This is a genomic window from Microbacterium sp. SZ1, from assembly GCF_002362255.1.
GTDB lineage: Bacteria > Actinomycetota > Actinomycetes > Actinomycetales > Microbacteriaceae > Microbacterium.
This window is the reverse complement of the sequence record NZ_LPVV01000038.1, coordinates 228,118-251,789: the sequence shown is the minus strand read 5'-3', so window position 1 is coordinate 251,789 and position 23,672 is coordinate 228,118. Positions and strand designations below refer to the sequence as shown.

24 protein-coding genes, 1 tRNA gene and 1 pseudogene are annotated in these 23,672 nt (G+C 69.1%); 14 read left to right on the top strand and 12 right to left on the bottom strand.

What is annotated here, in order from left to right:
• Positions 1–80 precede the first annotated feature (80 nt).
• The 7 genes from AUC47_RS12960 to AUC47_RS12930 are packed head-to-tail and all read left to right on the top strand — an operon-like array spanning position 81 to position 7,958.
• Complete coding sequence (locus AUC47_RS12960; RefSeq protein WP_096715578.1) at positions 81–1,289, top strand: dipeptidase; 1,209 nt, start codon at positions 81–83, stop codon at positions 1,287–1,289.
• Complete coding sequence (locus AUC47_RS12955) at positions 1,289–2,908, top strand: ABC transporter substrate-binding protein (RefSeq protein ID WP_096715577.1); 1,620 nt, start codon at positions 1,289–1,291, stop codon at positions 2,906–2,908. The genes AUC47_RS12960 and AUC47_RS12955 overlap by 1 nt, the downstream gene beginning before the upstream one ends.
• A 30-nt stretch (positions 2,909–2,938) precedes the next feature.
• Entirely contained in the window at positions 2,939–3,901 is a 963-nt protein-coding gene (locus AUC47_RS12950) for an ABC transporter permease (RefSeq protein ID WP_096715576.1), read from the top strand.
• Positions 3,898–4,800 (top strand): ABC transporter permease, encoded by a 903-nt coding sequence (locus AUC47_RS12945; protein ID WP_096715575.1) that lies wholly within the window; start codon positions 3,898–3,900, stop codon positions 4,798–4,800. The genes AUC47_RS12950 and AUC47_RS12945 overlap by 4 nt, the downstream gene beginning before the upstream one ends.
• Complete coding sequence (locus AUC47_RS12940) at positions 4,797–5,993, top strand: M24 family metallopeptidase (RefSeq protein WP_256999574.1); 1,197 nt, start codon at positions 4,797–4,799, stop codon at positions 5,991–5,993. Before AUC47_RS12945 ends, AUC47_RS12940 begins: the two co-directional genes overlap by 4 nt.
• Positions 5,899–6,939 carry an alpha/beta fold hydrolase gene (locus tag AUC47_RS12935; RefSeq protein WP_256999585.1) on the top strand — a complete coding sequence of 347 codons (1,041 nt, stop codon included), beginning with the start codon at positions 5,899–5,901 and terminating at the stop codon, positions 6,937–6,939. The genes AUC47_RS12940 and AUC47_RS12935 overlap by 95 nt, the downstream gene beginning before the upstream one ends.
• Positions 6,936–7,958: an Lrp/AsnC family transcriptional regulator gene (locus tag AUC47_RS12930; protein ID WP_096715756.1), complete on the top strand. Its 1,023-nt coding sequence runs from the start codon at positions 6,936–6,938 to the stop codon at positions 7,956–7,958. The genes AUC47_RS12935 and AUC47_RS12930 overlap by 4 nt, the downstream gene beginning before the upstream one ends.
• A 38-nt stretch (positions 7,959–7,996) precedes the next feature.
• Here the strand turns inward: AUC47_RS12930 and AUC47_RS16810 are convergent, their stop codons facing one another.
• Positions 7,997–8,170 carry a hypothetical protein gene (locus tag AUC47_RS16810; protein ID WP_179297630.1) on the bottom strand — a complete coding sequence of 58 codons (174 nt, stop codon included), beginning with the start codon at positions 8,168–8,170 and terminating at the stop codon, positions 7,997–7,999.
• Between the two features lie 97 nt (positions 8,171–8,267).
• Complete coding sequence (locus AUC47_RS12925; protein ID WP_096715573.1) at positions 8,268–9,398, bottom strand: AI-2E family transporter; 1,131 nt, start codon at positions 9,396–9,398, stop codon at positions 8,268–8,270.
• Between the two features lie 163 nt (positions 9,399–9,561).
• Between AUC47_RS12925 and AUC47_RS12920 the strand changes: the two genes are divergently transcribed.
• Entirely contained in the window at positions 9,562–10,050 is a 489-nt protein-coding gene (locus AUC47_RS12920) for a pyridoxamine 5'-phosphate oxidase family protein (RefSeq protein WP_096715572.1), read from the top strand.
• Between the two features lie 68 nt (positions 10,051–10,118).
• Here AUC47_RS12920 and AUC47_RS12915 read toward each other — a convergent pair whose 3' ends face one another.
• The 7 genes from AUC47_RS12915 to AUC47_RS12885 all read right to left on the bottom strand — a co-directional run bounded on the left by AUC47_RS12915 (position 10,119) and on the right by AUC47_RS12885 (position 15,251).
• Entirely contained in the window at positions 10,119–10,742 is a 624-nt protein-coding gene (locus tag AUC47_RS12915; protein ID WP_096715571.1) for a hypothetical protein, read from the bottom strand.
• On the bottom strand, positions 10,739–11,599 hold the full coding sequence (locus AUC47_RS12910) for an endonuclease/exonuclease/phosphatase family protein (protein WP_096715570.1): 861 nt from the start codon (positions 11,597–11,599) through the stop codon (positions 10,739–10,741). The genes AUC47_RS12915 and AUC47_RS12910 overlap by 4 nt, the downstream gene beginning before the upstream one ends.
• Positions 11,596–12,432 (bottom strand): glycosyltransferase family 2 protein, encoded by an 837-nt coding sequence (locus tag AUC47_RS12905; protein WP_306453251.1) that lies wholly within the window; start codon positions 12,430–12,432, stop codon positions 11,596–11,598. Before AUC47_RS12905 ends, AUC47_RS12910 begins: the two co-directional genes overlap by 4 nt.
• Before the next feature lie 112 nt (positions 12,433–12,544).
• Positions 12,545–13,480 carry a class A beta-lactamase gene (bla, locus tag AUC47_RS12900; protein WP_179297629.1) on the bottom strand — a complete coding sequence of 312 codons (936 nt, stop codon included), beginning with the start codon at positions 13,478–13,480 and terminating at the stop codon, positions 12,545–12,547.
• 11 nt (positions 13,481–13,491) lie between these two features.
• Entirely contained in the window at positions 13,492–14,190 is a 699-nt protein-coding gene (locus AUC47_RS12895; protein ID WP_179297628.1) for a CPBP family intramembrane glutamic endopeptidase, read from the bottom strand.
• Positions 14,191–14,254: 64 nt separating this feature from the next.
• Positions 14,255–14,992 carry a MerR family transcriptional regulator gene (locus AUC47_RS12890; protein WP_179297627.1) on the bottom strand — a complete coding sequence of 246 codons (738 nt, stop codon included), beginning with the start codon at positions 14,990–14,992 and terminating at the stop codon, positions 14,255–14,257.
• A gap of 183 nt (positions 14,993–15,175) precedes the next feature.
• A tRNA-Ala gene (locus AUC47_RS12885) sits at positions 15,176–15,251 on the bottom strand.
• Positions 15,252–15,386: 135 nt separating this feature from the next.
• Here AUC47_RS12885 and AUC47_RS12880 point away from each other — a divergent pair.
• The 5 genes from AUC47_RS12880 to AUC47_RS12860 are packed head-to-tail and all read left to right on the top strand — an operon-like array spanning position 15,387 to position 19,699.
• Positions 15,387–16,451: a flavin-containing monooxygenase gene (locus AUC47_RS12880; protein WP_179297626.1), complete on the top strand. Its 1,065-nt coding sequence runs from the start codon at positions 15,387–15,389 to the stop codon at positions 16,449–16,451.
• 45 nt (positions 16,452–16,496) lie between these two features.
• The gene (locus AUC47_RS12875; protein ID WP_096715565.1) at positions 16,497–17,288 is read left to right on the top strand and encodes a hypothetical protein; all 792 of its coding nucleotides are present in this window, start codon (positions 16,497–16,499) and stop codon (positions 17,286–17,288) included.
• The gene (locus AUC47_RS12870; RefSeq protein ID WP_096715564.1) at positions 17,285–17,809 is read left to right on the top strand and encodes a DUF3592 domain-containing protein; all 525 of its coding nucleotides are present in this window, start codon (positions 17,285–17,287) and stop codon (positions 17,807–17,809) included. The genes AUC47_RS12875 and AUC47_RS12870 overlap by 4 nt, the downstream gene beginning before the upstream one ends.
• 38 nt (positions 17,810–17,847) lie before the next feature.
• Positions 17,848–18,504, top strand: a complete 657-nt coding sequence (locus AUC47_RS12865; RefSeq protein ID WP_096715563.1) for an SDR family oxidoreductase — start codon at positions 17,848–17,850, stop codon at positions 18,502–18,504.
• 4 nt (positions 18,505–18,508) lie between these two features.
• Positions 18,509–19,699 carry a glycoside hydrolase family 3 N-terminal domain-containing protein gene (locus AUC47_RS12860; protein ID WP_179297625.1) on the top strand — a complete coding sequence of 397 codons (1,191 nt, stop codon included), beginning with the start codon at positions 18,509–18,511 and terminating at the stop codon, positions 19,697–19,699.
• Positions 19,700–19,716: 17 nt separating this feature from the next.
• Here the strand turns inward: AUC47_RS12860 and AUC47_RS12855 are convergent.
• The 3 genes and pseudogenes from AUC47_RS12855 to AUC47_RS12845 all read right to left on the bottom strand — a co-directional run bounded on the left by AUC47_RS12855 (position 19,717) and on the right by AUC47_RS12845 (position 22,289).
• Positions 19,717–20,580, bottom strand: a pseudogene (locus AUC47_RS12855) (3-methyladenine DNA glycosylase).
• 1 nt (position 20,581) lies between these two features.
• Positions 20,582–21,607 (bottom strand): App1 family protein, encoded by a 1,026-nt coding sequence (locus AUC47_RS12850; RefSeq protein ID WP_096715562.1) that lies wholly within the window; start codon positions 21,605–21,607, stop codon positions 20,582–20,584.
• A gap of 4 nt (positions 21,608–21,611) precedes the next feature.
• Positions 21,612–22,289 (bottom strand): DedA family protein, encoded by a 678-nt coding sequence (locus AUC47_RS12845; protein WP_096715561.1) that lies wholly within the window; start codon positions 22,287–22,289, stop codon positions 21,612–21,614.
• A 41-nt stretch (positions 22,290–22,330) separates the two neighbouring features.
• Between AUC47_RS12845 and AUC47_RS12840 the strand changes: the two genes are divergently transcribed.
• The gene (locus tag AUC47_RS12840; RefSeq protein WP_096715560.1) at positions 22,331–23,641 is read left to right on the top strand and encodes an anthranilate synthase component I family protein; all 1,311 of its coding nucleotides are present in this window, start codon (positions 22,331–22,333) and stop codon (positions 23,639–23,641) included.
• Positions 23,642–23,672: the final 31 nt, after the last annotated feature.

Sequence of the window (23,672 nt, the reverse complement as noted above, 5' to 3'; positions counted from 1 at the left end):
CCGAAATCATCGAGATTCAAGGAAATCTCCCTTCGTCGGACGGGAGAGGCATCCCGCACCACCGAACCGAAGGAGCATTCGTGCTCGAACAAGCTGACCGCTATGACGGCTACACCGCCTACGAGTACCTCGAAGCGGGCAAGGACTACCGCGAGTTCCGCTACGCCAAGCAGATCGGCCGCGTCCCCGCCTATGAGGGCCTCGAGCTGACCGATGCGCAGAAGGAGCGCACCGAGCGCCTGCTGCGCGAGGAGACCGTGATCTCGCTGCACGAGCACGTGCAGGTCTTCCCCGAAGACATGGGCGAGCTGCGCGACCACATCCGCCAGGGCCGTGAACCCACCGGCTACCAGGGACTCGCGCGCTCCGGCCTCACCGCCGTCTTCGACAACGGCATGGACGGCACCTGCTGCATCTCGAGCGACGCCGGCTGGAAGTATCAGGACGTGCTGTTCGACCTGGGCGTGCGCATGGCCGACCTCGCCCACCAGGATTTCGTGATCAAGGCCGAATCGATCAAGGACATCCGCTACGCGGCCGAGACCGGACGGGTCGCGCACATCTTCGCTCTCGAGGCGTCGACCATGATCGAGAACGAGGTCGACCGACTCGACGTGCTCTACGGATTCGGCGTGCGTCAGATGGGTATCGCCTACTCCGAGGCGAACATGCTCGGCGGCGGGCTCAAGGAGCGCGGTGACGGGGGCCTGACGTACTTCGGCGAGCGCGCTGTGGAGCGCATGAACAAGCTCGGCATCGCGATCGACATCTCACATTCGGGCGACCAGACGTGTCTCGACGTGATCGCGCACTCCTCGAAGCCCGTCTTCATCACGCACGCCGGAGCCAGGGGCCTGTGGCCCACGAACCGCATGAAGACCGACGAGACGATCATCGAGTGCGCGAAGCGCGGTGGTGTCATCGGTATCGAGGCCGCGCCCCACACCACGATCTCGCCGCAGCATCCGAAGCACTCACTGGAGTCGGTCATGGACCACTTCCAGTACTGCGTCGACCTCGTCGGCCTGGAGCACGTGAGCTTCGGGCCCGACACGCTGTTCGGCGACCACGTCGGACTGCACGACGCGTTCTCGTCGAACCTCTCCCTCGGCCAGGCCCACGCCAACGTCGAGTACGAGAAGCAGCCGTACGTCGACGGGATCGAGAACCCGGCCGAGGCGTTCTACAACATCATCGGCTGGCTCGTGAAGCACGACTACTCCGACGACGAGATCCGCGCGGTCGTCGGCGGGAACACCATGCGCGTACTCGAGGAGGTCTGGGTCTGATGCAGTACAAGAGATACCTCGCCCTCGGTGCGGCCGCGGCACTCGCCGTGAGCCTCACCGCGTGCGCCCCATCCGCTCCGGAGCCGGGGGAGTCGTCATCCAGCACCGGGCCGAGCGACGAGACGCTCAGCATCGGGACGACGACGGACGTCGTCAACTTCAATCCGGTGCTCGGCAACAGCCGCACGGACTCGTGGATCACCAACCTGATGTACCCGCACCTGCTGAGCATCAGCGAGGACGGGACGAAGGAGGAGCACGTCGCCACCGACTGGGGCTACGTGGACGACACCACCGGGTTCTACGAGATCCGCGACGATCTGACGTGGAGCGACGGCGAGCCGCTGACCGCGGAGGACGTGGCGTGGACTCTGAACGCGGTCAAGCGCGACCAGGCGCCCGGCACGTTCTACGGCCAGCTCGGCAACCTCGACACGGCCACGGCGGTGTCGGACACGCGTGTCGAGCTCACGCTCACCCAGCCGGACTCCTCGATCATCGACGAGATCGGCTTCTGGGGCGTCGTCGTTCCGCAGCACGTCTTCGAGCCGCAGGGATCGATCGCCGAGTTCGCGAACGACGGCAGCGACGGCGGCTGGGTCGGCATGGGTCCGTTCATCCTCGAGGACTTCCAGGTCGGTCAGCACTACACGCTGAAGCGCGTCGAGGACTACCCGCTCGTCGACGGCGGCGTGCCGGGACCGGCCGAGGTCGTGTACCGCGTGTACCCCGACGTGAACACTGAGATCCTCGCCCTGCAGAGCGGGGAGATCGACGTGATCGCCAATGCACTGCCCCCGGCGCAGGTCGACCAGCTCAGCAACGCGAGCGGACTGCAGGTCATCGAAGCTCCGGGCCTCGGATACGCGCACCTCGTCTACAACATGGAGAAGCCGGACCTCGCGAAGACCGAGGTGCGGCAGGCGCTCGCCCACGCGGTGGACTACGAGGCGATCCGCACGGTGGTTCTGCAGGGGCAGGCGGTGTCGACGGGATCCAGCGCCCTCATGCCGGTGCTCGCCAGGTACTACGACGACTCGGTGGAGGAGTACGAGTTCGATCCGGAGAAGTCGCGCTCGCTCAGGGAGGAGGCCGGGTACACGGCCGACGCCGACGGGAACTTCCCGATCTCGTTCCGACTGATCTACTCGCTGCAGGACAGCGTGACGAGCCAGTGGGCGCAGCTGGTGAAGGACACGGCGGCGGAGGCCGGCATCACGATCGAGCTGCAGGGCACCGAGCGGAACACGTACCTCTCGATGACCAACGCGGGCGACTACGACATCTACGCCGGCAACTTCGCGATCATGGACGACCCCGTCACGAACTTCGCGCTGTCGTACCTCCCCGGAGGAGCCATCAACTACACCCACGTCGACGACCCCGAGCTCAATGCCCTGATCGAGGAGGGCATGGTCACGTTCGACGAGGACGAGAAGATCTCGATCATGCGCGAGGCGAACAAGATCGTGCACGAGCAGGTCTACGACAACATCATGTACACGCAGAACCTCTTCTTCGCCGCCAGCGACGAATGGGCCGGCTTCATCTCGAAGCCGAGCGAACTGCTCTCGATCGTGAACCCGCTCTCGCTCGCGAGCGCGCACCCGGTCGAGTAACAACCCCCACTCTCGAGGAAGGTCGCCCGGGTGTCCCGAGCATCGTTCATTCTCAGCCGCGCAGGGCGAGGCCTGCTCACGATCTGGTTCGCCGTGACCGTGACGTTCCTGCTGCTCCGCCTGCTCCCCGGCGACCCGGCGCTCGCGCTGGCGAGCCCGAACATGACGGACGAGATCCGGGCGACCATCCTCGAGCAGTACGGCCTGGATCAGCCGCTGCTCATCCAGTACGGCCTCTACATGTGGCAGCTCGTGCAGGGCAACCTGGGGATCTCGTTCACCCAGTCGATCCCCGTGCTCGACGTCCTGCTCCAGCGGCTCCCGTGGACGCTGCTGCTCACCGTGACGGCGCTCGTGCTCACGATCGTCATCGGCATCCCGCTCGGCGTGGCCGCGGCCTCCTTCAAGGGCCGCTTCATCGACCGGGCCGTGCAGGTGCTCGGTGTGACGGGCCAGTCGCTCTTCGTGCCGAGTGTGGCGATCCTCCTGCTGTTCGTCTTCGGGCTGAACCTCGGCTGGTTCCCGATCGGCGGGGCGTACACGAACAACACGTACGGGATGGACTGGTACCTCAGCGTCGCGCAGCACCTCGTGCTGCCGGCCGTATCGCTCATGCTGATCCAGGTGGGGTCGTACGTGCTGACGATGCGGTCGACCCTCATCGAGACCCTCAGCGAGGACTACATCCTCCTCGCCAAGGCCAACGGCCTGCGCGGTGGACGCATCCTCTGGAAGCACGCGCTGCGCAACGCCCTGCTCCCCACCACCACCCTGATCGGCCTGCAGCTCGGCTTCCTCGTCGGGGGAGCTGTGCTCACCGAGACCGTGTTCGCCTATCCGGGCATCGGCCGCGGGATCTACGAGGCCGTCACCCAGCTCGACTTCCCTGTGCTGCAGGGCGCGTTCCTCATGCTCGCCGTGACCGTCGTGGTCGCGAACACCATCACCGACATCGTCTACGGCTACCTCGACCCGAGAGTGAAGACGTCATGACCGCTCCTCTTCTCCCCACCGCCGAGGGCGCGCCCCTCACCGAACCCGCCGCCGTCGGCAGCGAACGGGCGAGCGCGCACACATGGCGCGCATTCCGCCGGGACCCGCTCGGGATGATCTCTCTCGGGCTGCTGCTCCTCCTGGTCGTCGTCGCGCTCGCCGCACCGCTGATCGCCCCCTACCCCGCGAGTTACGGCCCCGACGTCCTGCGTCCGCCGGGCGCCGGACACTTGTTCGGAACCGACGCACTCGGTCGCGACGTGTTCTCCGAGGTCGTCTGGGGAACGCAGCAGAGCGTGCTCGTCGCGGTCGCGGCATCCGTCATCGCGATCATCTTCGGCACGATCATCGCGGTCATCGGAGCCTACTTCCGACGCCTCGACGGCATCATCAGCGTGATCGTCGACATGACTCTGTCGCTGCCCGTGCTGCCGCTCATGATCCTCATCGCCGCACTGGTCGGTCCGAGCACGACGACCATCATCCTCGTGGTCGCGGCGTTCTCGTGGCCCGAGGTCACACGCCTCGTGCGGTCGCAGGCACTCACGGTCGTCGGACTGCCGTACGTGGATGCGGCGCGACTGATGACGACCTCGCCTTTCTGGATCATCACCCGCCATCTTCTCCCCGCCGTCACCCCGGTCGTCGTCGTGTCGGTCGTCGTCACCGCCTCGCGGGCCGTGCTGTCGGCCGCCGGCCTGGCCTTCCTCGGCCTGGGCGATCCGACCACGTGGTCGTGGGGACGAATCCTCTACGAGGCCCAGCAGGCGGGTGCGATGGTCAGCGCGTGGTGGCTCACGCTGTTCCCCTCGATCGCGATCCTCATCCTTGTGCTGTCGGCGACGCTGCTCTCGATCGCCTACAACGACGCCCGCAACCCCCGTCACCTCAAGCGATGAGCGGAACGGACGAGATGAACGAGTTCGACCAGAGGCTCGCCCCGGCGTTCTTCGACCGCACGCAGGAGCGGGTCCGCACGATGATGGCCGAGGAGGGCTTCGACGCGTTCCTCACCGATCACCCGGAGGACATCGCCTACCTCACCGGGTTCTTCCACCATCCGTCGGAGCGTCCGGTCGCGGTGTGGGTCGAGTCGACGGGGCGCACGGTGATGCTGCTCCCGGAACTCGAGCGGGAGTATGCGGAGTCGCAGTCCGCGCGTGCGGAGCTCGTCGCCTTCTTCGAGTACCCGGGCGTCGTCGCACCCTTCCGGGTGCTCGCCGATGCTGTCGCTCCCGCGCGGCGCGTGGGATTCGCGTCGACCATGCCCTACGCCCGTCTCGCCGCGGCCAGCGCAGCGTTCGGGGCGGCCGAGCTCGTGGGCTCCGACCTCACGATCCGTGCTCGGTACGTGAAGTTCCCCGAGGAGATCGCGCTGCATCGGGAGGCGGCCAGGATCACCGACCGGATGCTGGACGCCGGCGTGCAGCTGGTGGTCGACGCCGTGGCCGCCGGGGGAGACCTCCCGACCGAGACCGAGCTGGAGCGGCACGTCACCGTCGCGGGCACCCGCCTCATGTACGCCGAGCACCGAAACGTCGTCGTGGCCTCGCTGCTCGCCGGCGGGCTGGTGTACTCCGGGGCGAACTCCGCCTTCCCGCACGGGCTGCCCTCGGCGAACAGGCTGCGCGAGGGCGACACGTTCATGCTGTCGCTCGGGTGCGCGGTGGGTGGGCGCTTCATCGAGGGGGAGCGCACCTTCGTGCTCGGCGAGCCGACGGCCGAGCAGCGCCGGTACCACGACACGATCCACGCCGCGCAGCAGCTCGGACGCGAGACGATCCGCGCCGGCATCGAGGGCCGGGAGGCGAACCGGCTCTGCCTCGACGTGATCCGCGATGCAGGCCTCGGCGAGTACATCCGTCACCGCCAGGGGCACGGCATCGGGCTGGGCATGCACGAGGCGCCGTGGCTCGAAGACGGCGACGCGACGCTGCTGCAGGCCGGCATGGTCGTCTCCAACGAACCCGGCATCTACGTGCCGGGACACGCGGGGTATCGCATCAGCGACAGCATGCTCATCACCGACGACGGCGCGGAACCCCTCACCACGTTCCCGCGCGGGCTCGACGACTGCACCATCCCGCTCTGAGCTCCGCCACCCGTACCACACGACCTTTCGAAGGAAGAGGAACACCATGACCAGCACACCGGAGGTCTCCCCGGAGTTCGCCGCCGCCACCAGCGACCACCAGTGGGTCGAGATCAACGGCAACCACCTCGCCGTCGAGGTGCTCGGCCCGGAGGACGCCCCCGTGATCATCACGCATCACGGTGCCCCCGGCCTCGGGTCGCGAGCAGAGCCGCGCGCGAGCTTCGGACGCCTCGCCGACGAGTACCGGGTCGTCGTGTTCGACGCCAGGGGGAGCGGCCAGAGCGAGGGCAACGGCACGTTCAGCCACGAGCAGTGGGCCGCCGACATCGACGGTCTGCGCGAGTGGATCGGCGCCGAGCGCATCGTCATGGCGGGCGGCTCGTACGGCGGATTCATGGCGATGGAGTACGCCCTGCGCTACCCCGACCGCGTGGCGGCCGTCGTGCTGCGCGACACCTCGCCCGACAACTCCAACGCGCACCTCGCGCGCGAGAACGCGCTGGCGTCGGACCGCGTGAGCATCGACATGGAGAAGTTCGACCGTATCGACGTGGGCACGGTCCGCGACAACGAGGACCTCAAGGACTGCTGGCGCGAGATCCTCCCGCTGTACGACTTCCACTACGATCCGGATGCCGTTGAGCGGAAGGTCGAGGCGACTCCTTACCGTTATGAGGCGCACAACTACGCGTTCTCGGTGAACCTGCCGAGCTACGACCTGAAGCCGCGCCTGCCCGAGATCTCGGTTCCGACACTCATCACCGTGGGCCGGACCGATTGGATCACGCCAGTATCGTGTAGCCAGACGATCGCCGATCTCATCCCGGACTCCGAGATGGTGGTGTTCGAGAAGTCGGGGCACTCCCCGCAGATCGAGGAGGCAGAGGCGTGGACGGACACGGTGCGCACGTTCCTGCACCGGGTGTACCCGCCGACGGCATGAGCAGCGCGCCACTCGTGAGGGACGTCAGCGACCTCGACCGGCGCATCGTCGTCGCCCTGCAGCAGGACGGACGGGCGAGCTGGACCTCGATCGCCGAGTTCGCCGGGGCCTCGGTGTCGACGGTGACCAGGCGCGGGCAGCAGCTGCTCGCCGAGGGGATCGTGCGGGTCGGCATCGTGCCGACTCTGGGGAGCGAGGGGCACGTCGAGACGTTCTTCGTACGGATCAACTGCACGCCTGGTTCGCAGCTCACGGTCGCGGAGGCGCTCATCGGGTCGCCGTACGTGCGATTCGTCACCCTGGTGACCGGGAAGTTCGACGTGTTCGCCGAGGTCGTCATTCCCGGGGACTCGGCGAACTACGCCCACGTCCTCACGGATCTGCAGGCCATCCCCGGCGTCGAGCGCTGGCGCAGCGACCTGGTGGTGCACACCTACAAGGTGAGCTTCGACTGGGGGCGTCAGCTGTACGACTCGCACGCCGAGGCGGCGTCCGACCCCCAGTCGTACATGCCCGCACCCAACACGTGTGATCCCTCCCACTTCGACGACGCGGATCGAGCGATCGTGCGCGAGCTGAGCGACAACGGGCGTGCATCGTTCCTCTCCATCGCGGCCACGCTCGACATGAACGAGAGCAGCGTCCGTCGACGGTACGAGCGGATGCGGTCGGCGGGGTGTCTCACGACGGTCACGATGGTGCCGGCATCCGCCCTGGGCATGAGCGCCGAGACGCTGCTCATGCTGCGGGTCGAGCCGTCGCGCCTCGCCTCGGTCGCGCAGACGCTGTCGCAGCACGTCTCAGTGCGGTTCCTCGCGGCCGTGCTCGAGGAGAACTCGCTCTACTGCGAGATCATCCTCCCGAGCACCGAGACGCTGCACGACTTCCTCACCGGGACGATCGCTCAGCTCAAAGGCGTGAAGGGGTGGGACGCGGCCATGGAGCTCGTCTTCATGAAGCGCGGCTTCATCGAGACGCCGTGGTGGCGTGGCCAGGTCGCGTCCGCCGGAGCGAGCTGAGCCGGCGGGCGATCGCCCGCCGGCCCAGCTCGACCGGGTCAGTCGCCGTCGGCAGCGATGCGGTCGGCGTCGGCGCTGTCGATGAGGTCCGGATTCGCGTCCGGGTCGAGCTCACGCTCGCCGTCGACCTCGCGGACCGGCTCCTCCGACGACTCCTCACCGTCGCCGAGCGGCGGAACCGGAGGGATCGGGGGTGGGGGATTGCTGGTCATTGCCTGCTCCTCTCGTCCTGAGTGCTGCCACGCTACGACGCGTGCCGGCGCCACGGGAGTCGCTTGACGGCGCGGTCTGGCGGGGCTAAGGGCGAGGTCAGACCGTCTCCGGGCGCTTCTTGCGGAACGGTCGCGCCGGCGTGTCGGGGCCGTCCCACACGGTGATGATGCCCCAGGCGACGGCGGCGATCGGCACCGACAGGACGGCGCCCACGATGCCGCCGAGGATCGTGCCGGTGGTGAGGGCGAGGAGGATCACGAGAGCATGCAGCTTGAGCGAGCGGGCCATGACGACCGGCTGAAGGAAGTTGCCCTCGAGCTGGTTCACGAGCACGACGATGCCGACCACGATCAACGCGGCGACGGGGCCGTGGGTCACGAGCGCGACGAGCGCGGCGAGGATGCCGGCCGCTGTGGCGCCGACGAGCGGGATGAACGCGGTGAGGAAGACGATGACCGCCAGCGGGATGGCGAGCGGGATCTGCAGGATCGCCAGGCCGATGCCGATTCCCAGCGCGTCCGCGGCGGCGACGATCGACGTGCCCCGCACGTAGCCGCCGAAGACGTCGACGGTCTTGTCGCCGATGCGGCGAGCGCGCTCGTAGTTCTCCCCGGTGAAGGGCCGCAGCAGGAACTCCCAGATGCGCGGACCGTCCTTGAGGAAGAAGAACAGCACGACGATCATGAGCGCGAGTCCCGTGAAGAAGCTCGCGGTCGCGGAGACGCCGGCGAGGGCGCCGCGACCGAACGACGCGCTGGTGAGGAAGTCGCCGGCACTCGCCCAGACGTCGTCGAGGTCGATCGACGCGAAGTCGAAGGGGAGGGTGTCGAGCCACGCGGTGACCTGGGTGATGCCGTCGGTGGCCGAGTCGACGAGGTCGTCCCACTGGGAACGGACCGTCAGCACGATCACCCACACCACGCCGCCGAGCACGACGATGATGCCGATCAGGGCGATCCACGTCGCGAGGATCGACGGCACGCCGCGTCGTCTCATGAGGGCGACGAGCGGATGGATGGCGCTCGCGAGGATGAGCGCGATGGTCACGGGGATGAACACGAGCGACAGCTGCGTGATGACGAGTACGCCGACCGCGACGAGCGCGAGCACCGCGAGGGTCTGCAGACTTCGCGTCGCGGCGAGGCCCCATCCACGCGCCCACAGGCTGCCCGCATCCGGTGTCGTCGAGTCCGCTGTCGTCGGCTCCGGTCGTCGGAACAGTCCCATCTCGTGCGCCTCCCGCTGTTCGCGCCGACGCCGGAATGACGAACGATCGCCCCGTCTTTCTATCCAGGCCCGCTGCGGATAGCAAGCCCCTGGCGCGCGGGTCGCGGAAGCCCCACGATTCTTGCATGCCGCCACTGAGGCGGCGGGAGAGGACGACACACCCATGACCGACCAGACCCCCACCCAGCGCGTCGCGGAGCTCATCAAGGACTTCCGCTTCGCCATGCTCACGACGCGCAATGCGGAGGACCGGCTCGTCGCCCACCCGCTCACGGTCCAGGAGGCCGAGTTCGACGGAGACCTGTGGTTCCTCGTCGCGAAGGGCGCCACGTTCGTCACGGATCTGCGCGCGGACGACCGCGTGGGCGTCTCGATGAGCTCCAACGACTCGTGGGTCTCTCTGTCGGGGCGTGCGGAACTCGTCGACGACCGGGCGAAGATCCACGAGCTGTGGAGCCCCACGGTCGAGGCCTGGTTCACCGACGGACCCGACGATCCCGAGGTCGGCCTGCTGAAGTTCACGGCCGAGACCGCGGAGTACTGGGACAGCCCCGGTGGCAAGCTCGCCTCGCTGTTCAGCTTCGTGAAGTCGAAGGTCACCGGCGAGCAGTACGACGCCGAGAACGAGACGGTGCGTCTGCCCGAGCGTTGAGCGACCGGCGCCGCGTCCTCTGGGCGCGGCGCCTCTCGCGGTTCGCATTCACGCGCGCAGCCATCCGCTCAGCTGCTGCGAACCTTTCGGGCCTCGTGGTCGAGCGCGTGCCGCCCCACGGGGACGAGCGCGAGAAGGACGCCGGCCGCGACGCCGCCGAGTCCACCCAGCACCATATCGCCAATAGTGTCCGGATAGGTGACGAAGATGTCGTCACTGATGTATCTCCAGCCGAGCCACTCGATCATCTCCCACACCGCGCTGATCGCGAGCGCCAGCAGCGGCACGAGGACGATCGGCGTGCGGCGGCGGATCCTGATGCCGCGTCCGTCGGCCGCCGACACGAGGGCGACGACGCCGGTGCGGGTGAGGATGACAGCCGCGACGACCGACAGCACCCCTGTGCACAGGAAATGCAGCACGAGGTCCCAGCCGCTCACGGTGCGATAGAGGTCGAAGACGTTGCTCCACGCCGCCACGAGCACCGTCGCACAGGTCGTGACGTCGAACCAGGCCGCGAGCCCCAGCATCCGGGGGAGCATGAGCGCGGGCAGTGCGAGCGCGGCGATCCCGGCATCCGTGGGTTTCAGCCAGATCGCGGCGGCGATCACCCCGAGCACGCCGATCAGACGCAGCGCGTCGGCGAGCCATTCGCCGGGCGTCGCCGGCGGTCGAAGGAAGTCCTCTTTCACGCTGCTCCTCGGATGCGCAGGATGCCGTGCACGGCCAGGTGATCGGACGGGGAGACCCCGTCGAAGCGCCGTGCGTCGATGGCCGTCGATCGGACGTCGATGTCAGTCGTGGTCAGGATCCCGTCGATCCGTCTCGCTCCGATCCGCGGCGGCCGATAGTTCGCGTGGGTGCTCCACTCCGGCGTGCGTCGGGTCTGAGCGGCTGTCCAGGCGTCGACGAGCAGCCCACCGTGAAGCATGCGCCGCAGAGTCTTCGATCGCGGTCCGGCGTTGAAGTCCCCGAGCACAATTGTCGGCAGACCCCGCTCGCGGAGGAGGGAATGGATGCGGTCGATGGATCGGTCGCGGGAGCGGCCGGACAGCGGGTCGAGGTGCGCATTGATCGCGAGGAAGGTCGATCCCGTTCGCCGGTCCTCGAACTCGGCCCACACGAGGATCCTCGGGAACGGGGTTCCCCCGTATCGGGAGCCCTCGCGGTCCGGCTCGTCGGACACCGCCTCCTGTCGCCACGCCCGCACGGTCAGTCGGGTGCTGTCGTACAACAGGGGAGTGCCCTCGCCGCGTCCGCCGGGTCCGCGCCCGCGACCGAGACCGCGATAGGAATAGCCGAGTGCATCGCGGACGGTCGGCATGGCGTGCGGCAGCGCCTCCTGGAGGGCGAGGACGGCGGGACGGCTCGCACGCAGCAGTGCCGAGACCGCCGACGCCCTCGTGCCCCACCGGTCCGCGCGCCGCTGCAGGATGCCGTCTGCCGGTCGACGGAGATTGAAGGTCATGACGTGCAGCTCGTCGGGATCGACCGGTCCCACCGGCGCATCGCCCGGCCGGGCGGGCATCGCTGGGTCGGATGCCGTCATGCGGAGATCCCGGCCGACGCGCGTGTGGGCGAGGCGTGGCGACGTCGCGCGATGAGACGACGCCAGCGCCGGGGAGGGAAGTCGTCCGGCCAGTGCAGCATCACGCTCCGGAACCCGCGGTGCACGCGGCGGCCGAAAGCGCCCTGGGTCAGCGGCCGCATCGACATTCCCATCGACGAGCCGGGCAGGCGCGCGATCGTGAACGCGTCGCCGAGGTGGAAGGCGAGGTCGAGGTCGTCGTGGACCTCGGCGTCGTCGCGGTGCACATCGTCCTTGACCTTCTCCCAGGCCGAACGGCGGAAGGCGAGGTTCGAGCCGAAGAGGGGTAGATGCCCGAGCGCCATGCCGGTCATCGCCGCATAGGCGCCGAGATAGAGCAGCGCGAGTGGCGCGCGGAGAGCGCGCGGGCCGTCGGTGAAGTGCGCGCGTCCCGTGAACGCCGCGACCTGCTCGGCGTGCGAGAAGGCGTCGCGCACCTCTGCGACCCAGGTCGGCGCCGGCACGCAGTCGGCGTCCAGGCGCAGCACGAGGTCTCCCCGTGCGGCGTCGTAGCCGGTCGACGCGGCGGCGGGGATGCCGGGTACGGGGCACGGGATCACGCGGGCGCCCGCGGCGAGCGCGACGGCCGCCGAGTCGTCGGTCGAGCCGTTGTCGACGACGATCACCTCGTCGGGCGGCACGGTCTGCCCGGCGAGCGCGTCGAGGCAGCGGGCGAGCAGCGGGGCATCGTCCTTGACCGGGATGACCACCGAGGTCCGGAGGTGCCCCGCATCGACCGACAGCTCCGGCATCCGTACGCCTCCCATGACGTCACCGCACGGACGTCCGTCCATGCTCTCCTCCCACCCTACGGAGGGCAGGGAGGGGGCGTGGCCGGGTTGACGACGGTTCGGCGCGCCGCTAGCGCTCGTGAGCGACGCGGCTGCACGCCGCCGCGTCCGCCGGTCAGAACTCGGCGAGCATGACGCGTGCGACCTGCTCGACGACCTCGTCGTCGTACGCGGCATCCGGGTCCGTCTTCGCCGTCAGGATCGCGATGTAGATGCGCTCACCCGATCCCGTCGTCACCACGGCCACGTCGTTGCGCACCCCGCCGGCCCCTCCGGACTTGTCGGCGACGATCCATCCGGAGGGCGCTGCCGCACGGATCAAGGCATCGCCGCTCGCATTGCCGCTCATCCAGTCCAGGAGCGTGTCCCGGGAGCGGGGGTCGAGGGAGTCGCCGTCGAAGAGGCTCTTCAGGCTCGTCGCGAGAGCCGACGGCGTGCTGGTGTTGTCGTCGCTCCCGGGAACGACGACGTTGAGCTCGGGCTCGTAGGCGGTGACGACGGTCGTCGTGTCTCCTCGTGCGCGGAGGAAGTCCTGGACGGCAGCCGGGCCGTCCAGCGACTCCATCACGAGGTTGGCTGCCGTGTTGTCGCTGTCGCGGACGGCGGCCTCGGCGAGAGCATCCAAGCTGAGCCCGTCGTCGAGGTGCTCGGAGGTCACGGGAGAGTATCCGGCGGCATCGATCTGCGACGGGGTCCAGCGGACGTTCGTCCCGCGCTCCTCCGGCGATGCGGTGGCGAGCAGGGCGGCGGCCATGAAGACCTTCATGGTCGACGCGTAGGGCATGCGGGCGTCGCCGTCGTGGTCGACGATCCGGCCGTCGTCTCGGATGGCGACGGCCCCGACGGCGACCTCGAAGTCCGCTTCGATCGCTCGGATCTGCGGACCGATGTCCGCGGCTGCGGGGGGAGTGGGCGCAGCGGTCTGATCGGTCTTGACCGGAGACGGCTGAGCGGGCGCGGCGCTGCAGCCCGACGCTGCCAGCACCACAGTCACCGCCGACCCGGCCAAGGCACGCGTCCAGGTCTTCTTCGCGCTCTTCGCGTCTGTCACAGACATTCCTTTCAACTGAACGAGTAGAGGATGAGGAACGCCGAGTTGTAGACGATGTGCACGACGACTCCCGGCCACACCGACTTCGTGCGGAACATGAGCCACCCGTTCACGAGACCGACGAGGAGGGCGGAAGGAAAGACGAGGTTGATGCCGTGGAAGACGGCGAAGATCAGCGCGCTCAGCACGATCGCCACCCAACTGCCCCACCTCTCGAAGAAGCGAGTCAGGATCGCGCGGAACACGAGCTCCTCGCCCAGCGGCGTGAGGACCGCTCCGAAGAAGATCGTACCGATGAGCGCGAGTACTCCTCCCGACGCCGCGGCGCGCAGGGTGTCTTGAGAGTCGTCGACGCCGGGGAACAGATGCTGGACCACCGTGTCGAAGGTCAGGATGACGGCGAAGCACGCAGCCGCCAGAAGCACGGCGATGAGCAGCCATCGCGGCTCGACCCGCCGAACCCCGAAGGCGGAGAGGTTACGCACGCGGACGAGGACGACGATCGTGAACACGAGGATCGGCGCCGCGCCCGAGAAGAAGAGCCCGACGACTCCCTCCATGGCCGGGGTCGGGGCGGGGAAGATCCCCAGCAGGGTGATGCCCGCGCCGTAGATGAGCGCCGCGGCGACCAGCGCGACGATCAGCTCCAGCCATTGCGGTCGACGCTCCGCGTTCGTCGAGGTGTTCGATTTCGAGGTGTTCTTCGTCATGGATGTCAGTGGACACCGCGCCCTCGGGGCAGGGTCAACGTCACGATGGCAGGACGAAGATCGGTCACCCCGGTGGATCGACCTCCGCATCCGCGCGTCGGAGGATCTCGTCGGCACGCGCGAGAGCACGGAGCTGACCGTGGTTGAAGGTGTCGAGGAGTGCGGACGAGAGAGCCTCCTGCGCGAGACTTCCCTTCGTCCGTGTCGCGGATCGCAGGTCCGACGCCCAGGGGAATCGCTCGCGGTGCGCCGCCATCGAGACGGCGAGGAGCTGGGCGACGTGCTCGACGACCGCGCCGTCCGACTCGTCGGTGAGAGCCTCGAACGGTTCGCTCGCCTCGTCGGGTTCGGTGAGCAGGACGCTCGTGTCGTCGAGCACCGTCTCGTTCAGGACGCGGGAGTACACGGTGAGCAGGTCGCGGTACTTCTCCGGGAGGCCGTCTGCGGAATGCGCGAACGGTGCGGGCGTGTCGAGCGGTGCGCGGTATCGCAGGAGGAGAGCGAGTTCGGCGCGTGCGCGCTGCAGTCGCTCGATGGTCGCCTCGAGTTCCGCGTCGAGGATGGCGATGGAGGTGTCCGCGTCGGCCGAGTTCGTTGTCAGCGCGCGGATCTGCGCGAGAGAGACGCCGAGATCGCTCATCCGCTTGACCTGCAGCAGACGGACCAGATGAGCGGTCTGATACTGCTTGTACCCGTTGCCCGCGCGCTCCGGCTCGTCGAGCACTCCGACCCGATGGTAGTGCCGGACCGTCTTCACCGTCGTGCCGGCCAGGTCGGCCAGCTGCTTCGTGCTCCACGCCATGCGTTCCTCTTCCGTCGCCGATACCCATATCAGCAGGTGCCCCCGGGGCACGGTCAAGGAGATTCCCGGTTGACTCGGCCCACCGGGCACGGCGTCTCCTCGACATGACCGACCACGGGTGGACGCCCACCGCGAGGCCGCCGGAAAAAACCAAAGAACCCGCGATCTCTCGCGGGTTCTCGATGGTGGACCTGAGGGGACTCGAACCCCTGACCCCCTGCATGCCATGCAGGTGCGCTACCAGCTGCGCCACAGGCCCAGAACTGCTTCCTTCTGCTCGAAGCAACTTGAAAAGAGTACTACACGGATCACGCACAGCACCAATCGAGGCCCGCACTCCGGGCGCGTCGGCGGTGCGCGGAACAACGCCGCGCGGCCGGGTGTTGTCGAGAGCGTGGACATCCTCGACAGTGTCGTGATCGGCGCGGGGCAGGCCGGCCTCTCGGCGTCGTATCACCTGACCCGGCTCGGCATCCGCCATGTGGTGCTGGATGCCGACGAGAGGCCGGGCGGAGCGTGGCAGCACCGCTGGGATGCGCTCACGATGCGCGATGTGCACGGCGTGGCAGAGCTCCCCGACGACGCCGCGCCCACGCGCGACGACGAGAGGGCCAATGTCGCGGTGCCGGCCACCTTCGCCGCCTACGAACAGGCCCATGCGCTTCCCGTGATCCGCCCGGTGCGCGTCGACCGCGTCACGGACGACGACGGCATCCTCGTCGTCCACGCCGGCGACCGCGAGTGGCGCGCCCGCACGATCGTCAACGCCACAGGCACCTGGACGCATCCGTTCCTGCCGCACTACCCGGGGATGGAGACGTTCCTGGGCGACCAGTTTCACACGGTCGACTACCCGGGGTCGCAGTTCTTCCGCGGCAAGCGCGTGCTCGTCGTGGGCGGCGGGGCGTCGGCCGTGCAGTTCCTCGGTGCGATCGCGCCGATCGCCGAGACCGTCTGGGCGACCCGCCGCGAACCGGTCTGGCGGACCGACGACTTCACCCCGGAGGCAGGAGCGGCGGCCGTGGCTCTCGTCGAGCAGCGCGTGGCGCAGGGACTGCCTCCCGAGAGTGTCGTGAGCGTGACCGGGCTGATGCTGCGGGAGCAGGAGCGCGAGGCTGAGCGGCTGGGCGCCTACGCCGACAGGCGGCCGATGTTCGAGCGCATCGAGCCCGACGGCGTTCGCTGGGCTGATGGCAGCTTCGAGCGCGTCGACGTCATCCTCTGGGCGACGGGATTCCGCCCCGCCATCGCTCACCTGGCGCCTCTGCACCTGCGGAGCGCCGCGGGCGGCATCCAGCTCGACCGCAACGGTCGTGGCACCACGGCGGTCGCCGATCCGCGGGTCCAGCTCGTCGGGTACGGGCCGTCGGCGAGTACCATCGGCGCCAACCGAGCGGGGCGCGCGGCCGCCAAGGGCGTGCACCGGGCGCTGGCAGAGCGGGTCGTTCCCACGCCGTGAGCCGCCGATTCCGGCCGCGCGGTGGGGCGTCGATACGCTGAGGACATGATCCGCATCGCGCTCATGGTCGTCTGGCTGCTTCTCTCGGCATGGCTCGTGATCTGGACGGCCGAAGGACTGTTCGGTGTGAATCAGCGCGAGTCCATCGTGCCTTTCGCGGGGGAGGACACGCTCGGAGCTCCGATCATCATCGGCGTCGCCTGGGGACTCATGCTCACGTTCGGCGGCACCATGTCGGGCTTCGGTCGACGCCGGAAGCTCCGCGGCGAATCGCACATCGGAGTGGGCCGCATCGTCGAGGTCTCCCGCACGGGTCTCACGGTCAACGACGTGCCGCAGTACGACCTCTTCATCCGGGTCACGCCTGGCTCCGGCGACGACTTCATCGCCCAGCTGCGCACCCTCGTGCAGCCGACCGACCTGTCGTCGTTGCAGGTGGGAAACCCGCTCCCGGTGCGATACAGCCTCGCCGACCAGGACGCCGTTGAGCTCGCCGACATCAGCGACCCGTCCGTGCGCGAGGCCGTGCTGCAGTGGCGCATCGACCGCGGGCTCATCGATCCGCGTCAGGTGCGGGCACGGACGACGGGGACGCAGGTGCCGGCTTCCGTGATCGCGGTGCGACCGACCGGACGACGGTTGGAGGGGCAGAGCGAGCTCGCCCTGACGGTGCTCCTGGCGCCCGAGGGGCAGTCCACCTGGGAGGCCGAGACCACCGTCTTCGCGTACCCCGAGGCGATCTCGCGCTTTCAGGTCGGCGCGCCGATCTGGGCGTTCTACCGGCGGGAGGATCCGCAGACCGTGGCGGTCACGATCGAGAAGGAGCCCGGCCGATGAACATCCCCGACACCCTGATCTGGCTGCTGAACTTCCCGGCGGCGCACGGCTACGCCATGGTCTTCATCGCTGGCTTCTCGCTCTTCGGACTCTTCGCGCTCTCTGCGTCGGGGGCGACGCCGGGCAGTGCGCTGCGACGAGTGCGCGAGCGCGAGGGGCTGCTCCGTCCAGAGCACGCGAAGCGCGGTCGATGGGGCGGACGCCTCGTGCGGATCGTGTTCCGCGTGCTCACGGTCGTCATGCTCGCGAACCTCGTGATCGGCATCCTGAGCCTGACGGGCGTTCCGGTGACGCGCGCGTACATCTACGAGCACGGACAGCCGACGACGGGCACGCGTGACGGCGACTGGATCACGTTCTCGACGGCCTCCGGTGTCGAGTACACCGTCGAGAGCAACTTCTTCACCCCAGCGGTCTACCCCGACCGCGACGCGTACCTGTCGGGAGATCAGGTGGTCGTGCGCTACCTCCCGTCGCACCCTCAGGCATATGTGATCGACAGTTCGCAAGGCCCCCGCTGACCTGAGCCGATGTCGGATCCGGCGCGTAGGGTGAAGACATGTCGCGCATCATCGTCTTCGGCGGCCACGGCCGCATCGCTCTGCTGCTCGCTCCTCTGCTCGTCGCCCGCGGCGACGAGGTCACGGCGGTCATCCGCAATCCCGACCACGTCGCCGATGTCGAGAAGACGGGCGCGACCGCGCTGATCTCCGACATCGAGCAGCTCGACACGCGCGGCCTCGCCGAGATCATCACCGGTCACGACGCGATCGTCTGGTCGGCCGGTGCGGGTGGGGGATCGCCCGAGCGCACGTACGCCGTCGATCGCGATGCCGCGATCCGCACGATGGATGCCGCGGCCGACGCCGGTGTCGGTCGCTACGTCATGGTCTCGTGGATCGGGTCGAAGGAGGATCACGGCATCCCGGAGGACGATTCGTTCTTCCCGTACGCCGACGCGAAGTGGGCCGCCGACGAGCACCTGCGCGGCACCGATCTCGACGGCACCATCCTCGGCCCTGGCACGCTGACCTTCGACGACCCCACCGGGCGCATCGTGATCGACCCGGAGGGGCGCGGGGAGGTCTCCCGCGCCGACGTCGCGCAGGTCGTCGCCGAATCGATCGGCAACCCGTCGACGTTCGGCCGTACGATCCGCTTCGGCAACGGCGATTCCGACAGTGCGGTCCCGATCGACGAGGCGCTCAGCGCCTGAGCCGATGAGGTGGCGTCGGGCAGCGGCGATCAGCGCGGCGGTCGTCGTCGGGCTGGGGATGCTGTCGTCACCCGCGGTCGCGGTCGACGCGCCCGCTACCCGCGCATCAGTCCCGCGCGCACCCTCCGCCGCAGACGGCGGAGGGATCGATGCGCGTGCGGCGCAGCTCGTCGAGCGCATGAGCACCGCCGAGCAGGCGGCCAGCGTGGTCATGGGGCACATTCCGACGACCGATCCGACAGCGCTCGCGAGCTACATGCAGCAGGGTTTCGGCGGCTTCATCCTCATGGGCGCGAACGTGCCCGAGGATGGCGACGTCACGGCCGTGACCGAAGCGCTCGTCACCGCCGCCGAGCCGCTTCCGCTCGTCGCCATCGACCAGGAGGGCGGTATCGTCTCGCGTCTCGGCGCGGACACCTACCCGGCGTCGACCTCGCTCAAGACGCAGCCGGTCGCTGCGACGTCTGCCGCATTCGCGGCACGCGCCGCGCTCGTCGCGCGCTCGGGGATCGACGTCAACTTCGGCACGGTCGCCGACGTGCCGGCCGACTCCGCGTCGTTCATCTTCGGGCGCGCACTGGGCGCCGACCCGCAGAGCGCGGCAGAGCGCGTCGCCGCCGCCACGACCGCCCAGGAGCCGGTCGTCGCCTCGACGCTCAAGCACTTCCCCGGGCACGGGGCGGCGCCGGGCGACTCCCACCACGCGATCCCGTCGACGACCGAGACGCTCGACGAATGGCGAGCCACCGATGCCGTCCCGTTCGCGGCGGGTGTCGACGCCGGAGCGTCGCTCCTCATGTTCGGTCACCTCGCGTACACCGCGGTCGACGCGGCCCCGGCCTCGCTGTCGCCCGCCTGGCACGAGATCGCGAGAGACGAGCTCGGCTTCGACGGGGTGATCGTCACCGACGACCTCGGAATGCTGTCGTCGTCGGGCGTCCCCGCCTACGCCGACCCCGTGGCCAACGCGGTGACCGCTCTCGCGGCCGGCAGCGACCTGCTGCTGATGATCGCCGGGTCGACGCCCGACACGGCGGGTCAGATCGCCGCCGGGATCACGGCTGCGGTCGAGGCGGGCACGGTGCCGGAGGATCGGCTCGTCGATGCCGCCACGCGGGTCATGGCCCTCCGCCTACAGCACACAGCCGCGACGGCGGAGTGGACACTGTGCCCGGAATGCGAGCCGGTCGGCTGACGTCACGGCAGAGCAGCTCAGACAGCAGCCAGTGCGTCGGCTCCGTGCCACGACTCGAGCAGCCGCGCACGCAGCACCGCCCCGCGCTCCGCGAACCGCCGCTGCCGACGCACGTACTCGGCCTTCCCCTCGGGCGTCTCGATCGGCACCGGCACGACGCCCCAGGCGCTGAGGTCGTACGGAGCGGCTTCCATGTCGAGCAGGCGGATGTCGCGGGCCAGCTCGAACGCGTCGAGCAGCAGCTCACCGGGAACGAGGGGTCCGAGCTTGAGCGCCCACTTATAGAGGTCCATGCCGGCGTGCAGGCAGCCCGGCTGCTCGAACAGCGGTTGGTCATCGCGCGTCAGGGGCGTGCGATTGCGCGGCACCGCATCGGCCGTGAAGAACCGGAAGGCGTCGAAGTGCGTGCACCGCAGCTCGTGGCTCTCCACGACGCGGTCGGTGCCGGACTGTCCGAGACGCAAAGGCACCGCATGGCGGTGTTCGTCGGCGCGGTAGACCATCGCCCACTCATGCAGGCCGAAGCAGCCGAACTGGCCCGGTCGCGAGGCGGTGCGGCGCAGCATCCGCTCTATGAGTCCGGCGAGCTCGGGCTTCTCCGCGGCGAACACGGCTGCATCGGGGACGGCGCCGTCGAGGGTCGTGCCGGGGGAGTACCAGCGCCAGGTGCGCCGCTCGCCGGCATCCTCCAGCTCGACGCCCGCACCGGGATGCCACCGCCGCAGCTGCGCCGGCTTGTACTAGTAGTAGGTGAAGAGGAAGTCCCAGACCGGGTGGGTCTCGCGGCGCGACGCGCGGGCACGGTGCTCGGCCGTCAGAGCGTCCGCGCGTTCCCGGTGCGCCCGTTCGCGCTCCAGCCAGGTGGTCCGGGGGAGCAGCATGTCAGTCCAGGATGCCGGCTTCGCCGAGGAGGTCGCGCAGTCCGGCGCCGTCCTCCGCGCTCACCCAGGGGGCGACGTCCTCGGAGTGCGGTTCGCGCCCGGCGCGGCCACCGGCCAGCACCGCCTCGGCGGGCAGCAGCCGTCGGATGGCGACACCGCGCACGGAGTCGGGGTGCTCCTCCATGAACTCGGAGTAGATGGCCTCGTCGTGCTGACCGTCGTCGCCGATGAGGAGCCACTTGACGTGCGGGAACTCGGTGGCGAGGCGACGGAGGTTCGTGAGCTTGTGGTCGCGTCCGCTGCGGAACCAGCGGTCGTGCGTCGGTCCCCAGTCGGTGAGCAGCATCGAGCCCGCCGGGAACAGATGCCTGCCGAGGAACCGGCGGAGGGTCGGAGCGACGTTCCAGGCTCCGGTCGAGAGGTAGATCATGGGTGCGCCCGGATGCTGTCGCAGCAGCTGGTCGAGGAGCACGGCCATGCCGGGGACGGGGATGCGCGCGTGCTCGTCGACGACGAAGGAGTTCCAGGCCGCGATGAACGGACGCGGCAGCGCGGTGACCATGACGGTGTCGTCGACGTCCGACAGCACGCCGAACTGCGTCGACTCCGCCACGACGAAGGCGGTGGCCTCGATGGGGTCCTTGCCCTCGACCGAGAACGTGAAGGTCTGCCAGCCAGGCTCGAGCTCGGCGTGGATGACCGAGTCGATCACGCCGCCCCGATCCGCGACGACATGGTGCACGGAGTCCCCGATGGTCACGGTGACCTTCGCGAAGCTCACGGGGATCCCGACGAAGCTCCGCCACCCACGGATGCTCGCCGGCTCGCCGTCGTCGCCCTTGCGCAGCGGGGGGACGATCAGCACCCGGCCGAGGACACGCACCCACCCCGGACCGCCGTAGCCGGGGAACGGGAGGACGGTGGCGCTGCGACCGCGACGGCGCGCTCGCCCCTCACGCCACACGTGGAAGCGGTGTTCGAGGCGCGCGAACCAGTGGATCCGGGGCGCCAGGGGTGCGGAAGCCATTGCTTCAGTCTTTCACGTCGGCAGTATTCTGCGCGCCTGCGTCCGGCGTCTCGATGTGGCGGGACTCCAGACGGCCCAGCAGCCGCTTGCCCAGGAAGATCAGCAGCAGGAAGACCGCGATGATGCCGACGAAGATGTACCCGGCGAAGTGCACGCGATCGACGAGCTCGCGGAAGCCGCCTGCGGCGAGGGAGGTGATGCTCACGTAGGCCGTCGCCCAGAGGAGGCAGGCGGGAGCCGTCCACGCCAGGAAGCGGCGATACGAATAGTGGCTCATGCCGACCGTCAACGGGACGAGGGAGTGGAGTACGGGCAGGAAGCGCGACAGGAAGATCGCGATGCCCCCACGACGCGCGAGGTAGTTCTCGGCGCGCACCCAGTTCTTCTCACCCACGCGCTGCCCGATCCACGATCGGCGGATGCGGGGACCCAGCCAGCGCCCGAGCCAGAAGCCGATGCTCTCGCCGATGAGAGCGCCGATCACGACCGCGATCACCATCGCGATCGCCTCCCACACGCTCGTGACTCCCATCGAGGCGATGATGACGATCGTGTCGCCCGGAACGATGAGCCCGATGAGGATGCTCGTCTCGAGCATCACGGCGACCCCGGCGATGAGCGTGCGCGTGACCGGATCGATCGACTGGATCACATCGAACAGCCAGAGGAGGAGGTCGTCCACCCTCCGAGAATACGGGAGGCGACCCCGCCTAGGCTGGGAACGTGCGAGAGCGACTTACCGGCCGCCTCCTCGGTCGTGCGGTGGATCCCGAAGCGGTGTTCCTCGCCCTCGAGGAGCGTCACGCCGACGTCTTCTGGCTGGATGCCGGAGCGGCTGCCGCTGCCGGGTGGAGCTACGTCGGCACGGGCGAGCGGGCGCCGTTCCCCGGGGAGGTGCGGCTCGACGTCGCCAGGACGCGCCGCGCGGAGGAGCCGCCGTTCCATGGCGGCTGGGTCGGCTGGTACGACTACGAGAGCGGTGCGAAGGCAGCGGGCGCCCCCGTCGCCGAGAGTGGAGGCGGCGCCGGAGAGGCGTGGCTGCGGGTGACTCGCCTCCTCGCCGTCCGTCACGACGACGGAGCGGCCTGGGCGTTCGCGGATGAGGACCTCGACGAGTGGGTGGCGTTCCTCGACACGACGTCGACCTCGGAGGTCGGGCCGGTCTCGAGGCCGCACGAGCGCCTCGCTTCTGCCAGGCACACCCCCGAGGAGTACACGTCCCTCATCGAGCGGTGCCGCGAGCTCATCCGCGCCGGCATCGCCTACCAGCTCTGCCTCACCACGCGCTTCACCGTGACCGGAGTGGATGACGCGGTCGACGTGTACCGGCGCCTCCGCACGGCGACTCCAGCGCATCACGGGGGAATCCTGCGCATCGACGGACGCGCGCTGCTGAGCGCCAGCCCTGAGCAGTTCCTGCAGGCGGAGGGCGGGGTCATCCGCACCCGACCGATCAAGGGCACGCGTCCCCGCGGCGTTGATCCGGAAGCGGATGCCGCGCTCGCCGCAGACCTCGCCGTCGACGAGAAGGAGCGCGCGGAGAACGTCATGATCGTCGATCTCATGCGCAACGACCTGTCGCGCGTGTGCGTGCCCGGCACCATCCGCGTGGAGGCACTGTGGAAGGTCGAGACCTACCCCGCGGTGCACCAGCTCGTCAGCACCGTCAGCGGCACAGCGGCGCACGGTGTCGACGTCGCCGCGCTGTTCGCCGCAGCCGCGCCAGCGGGGAGCATGACCGGTGCTCCGAAGCTCTCGGCCATGACGAGGCTGCACGAGCTCGAGGGGGGTCCCCGCGGCGTCTACGCCGGATGCTTCGGCTTCGTCGGCCACGACGGCGCCCTCGATCTCGCGATGGTGATCCGCAGCATCCTGGTCGAGGGAGATCAGGCGATCGTCGGTGCGGGGGGAGGGATCACGTGGCGCTCGGTGGCGGCATCCGAGGTCGCAGAGGTCGCGACGAAGGCCCGCGCACCGCTCGCAGCACTGGGGGCGGATACGCCCGTGGCCTGGGCTTCCGATATCCTGAACTGATCCCTCTTTCCCTCCAGATTGGTCGTGCGTT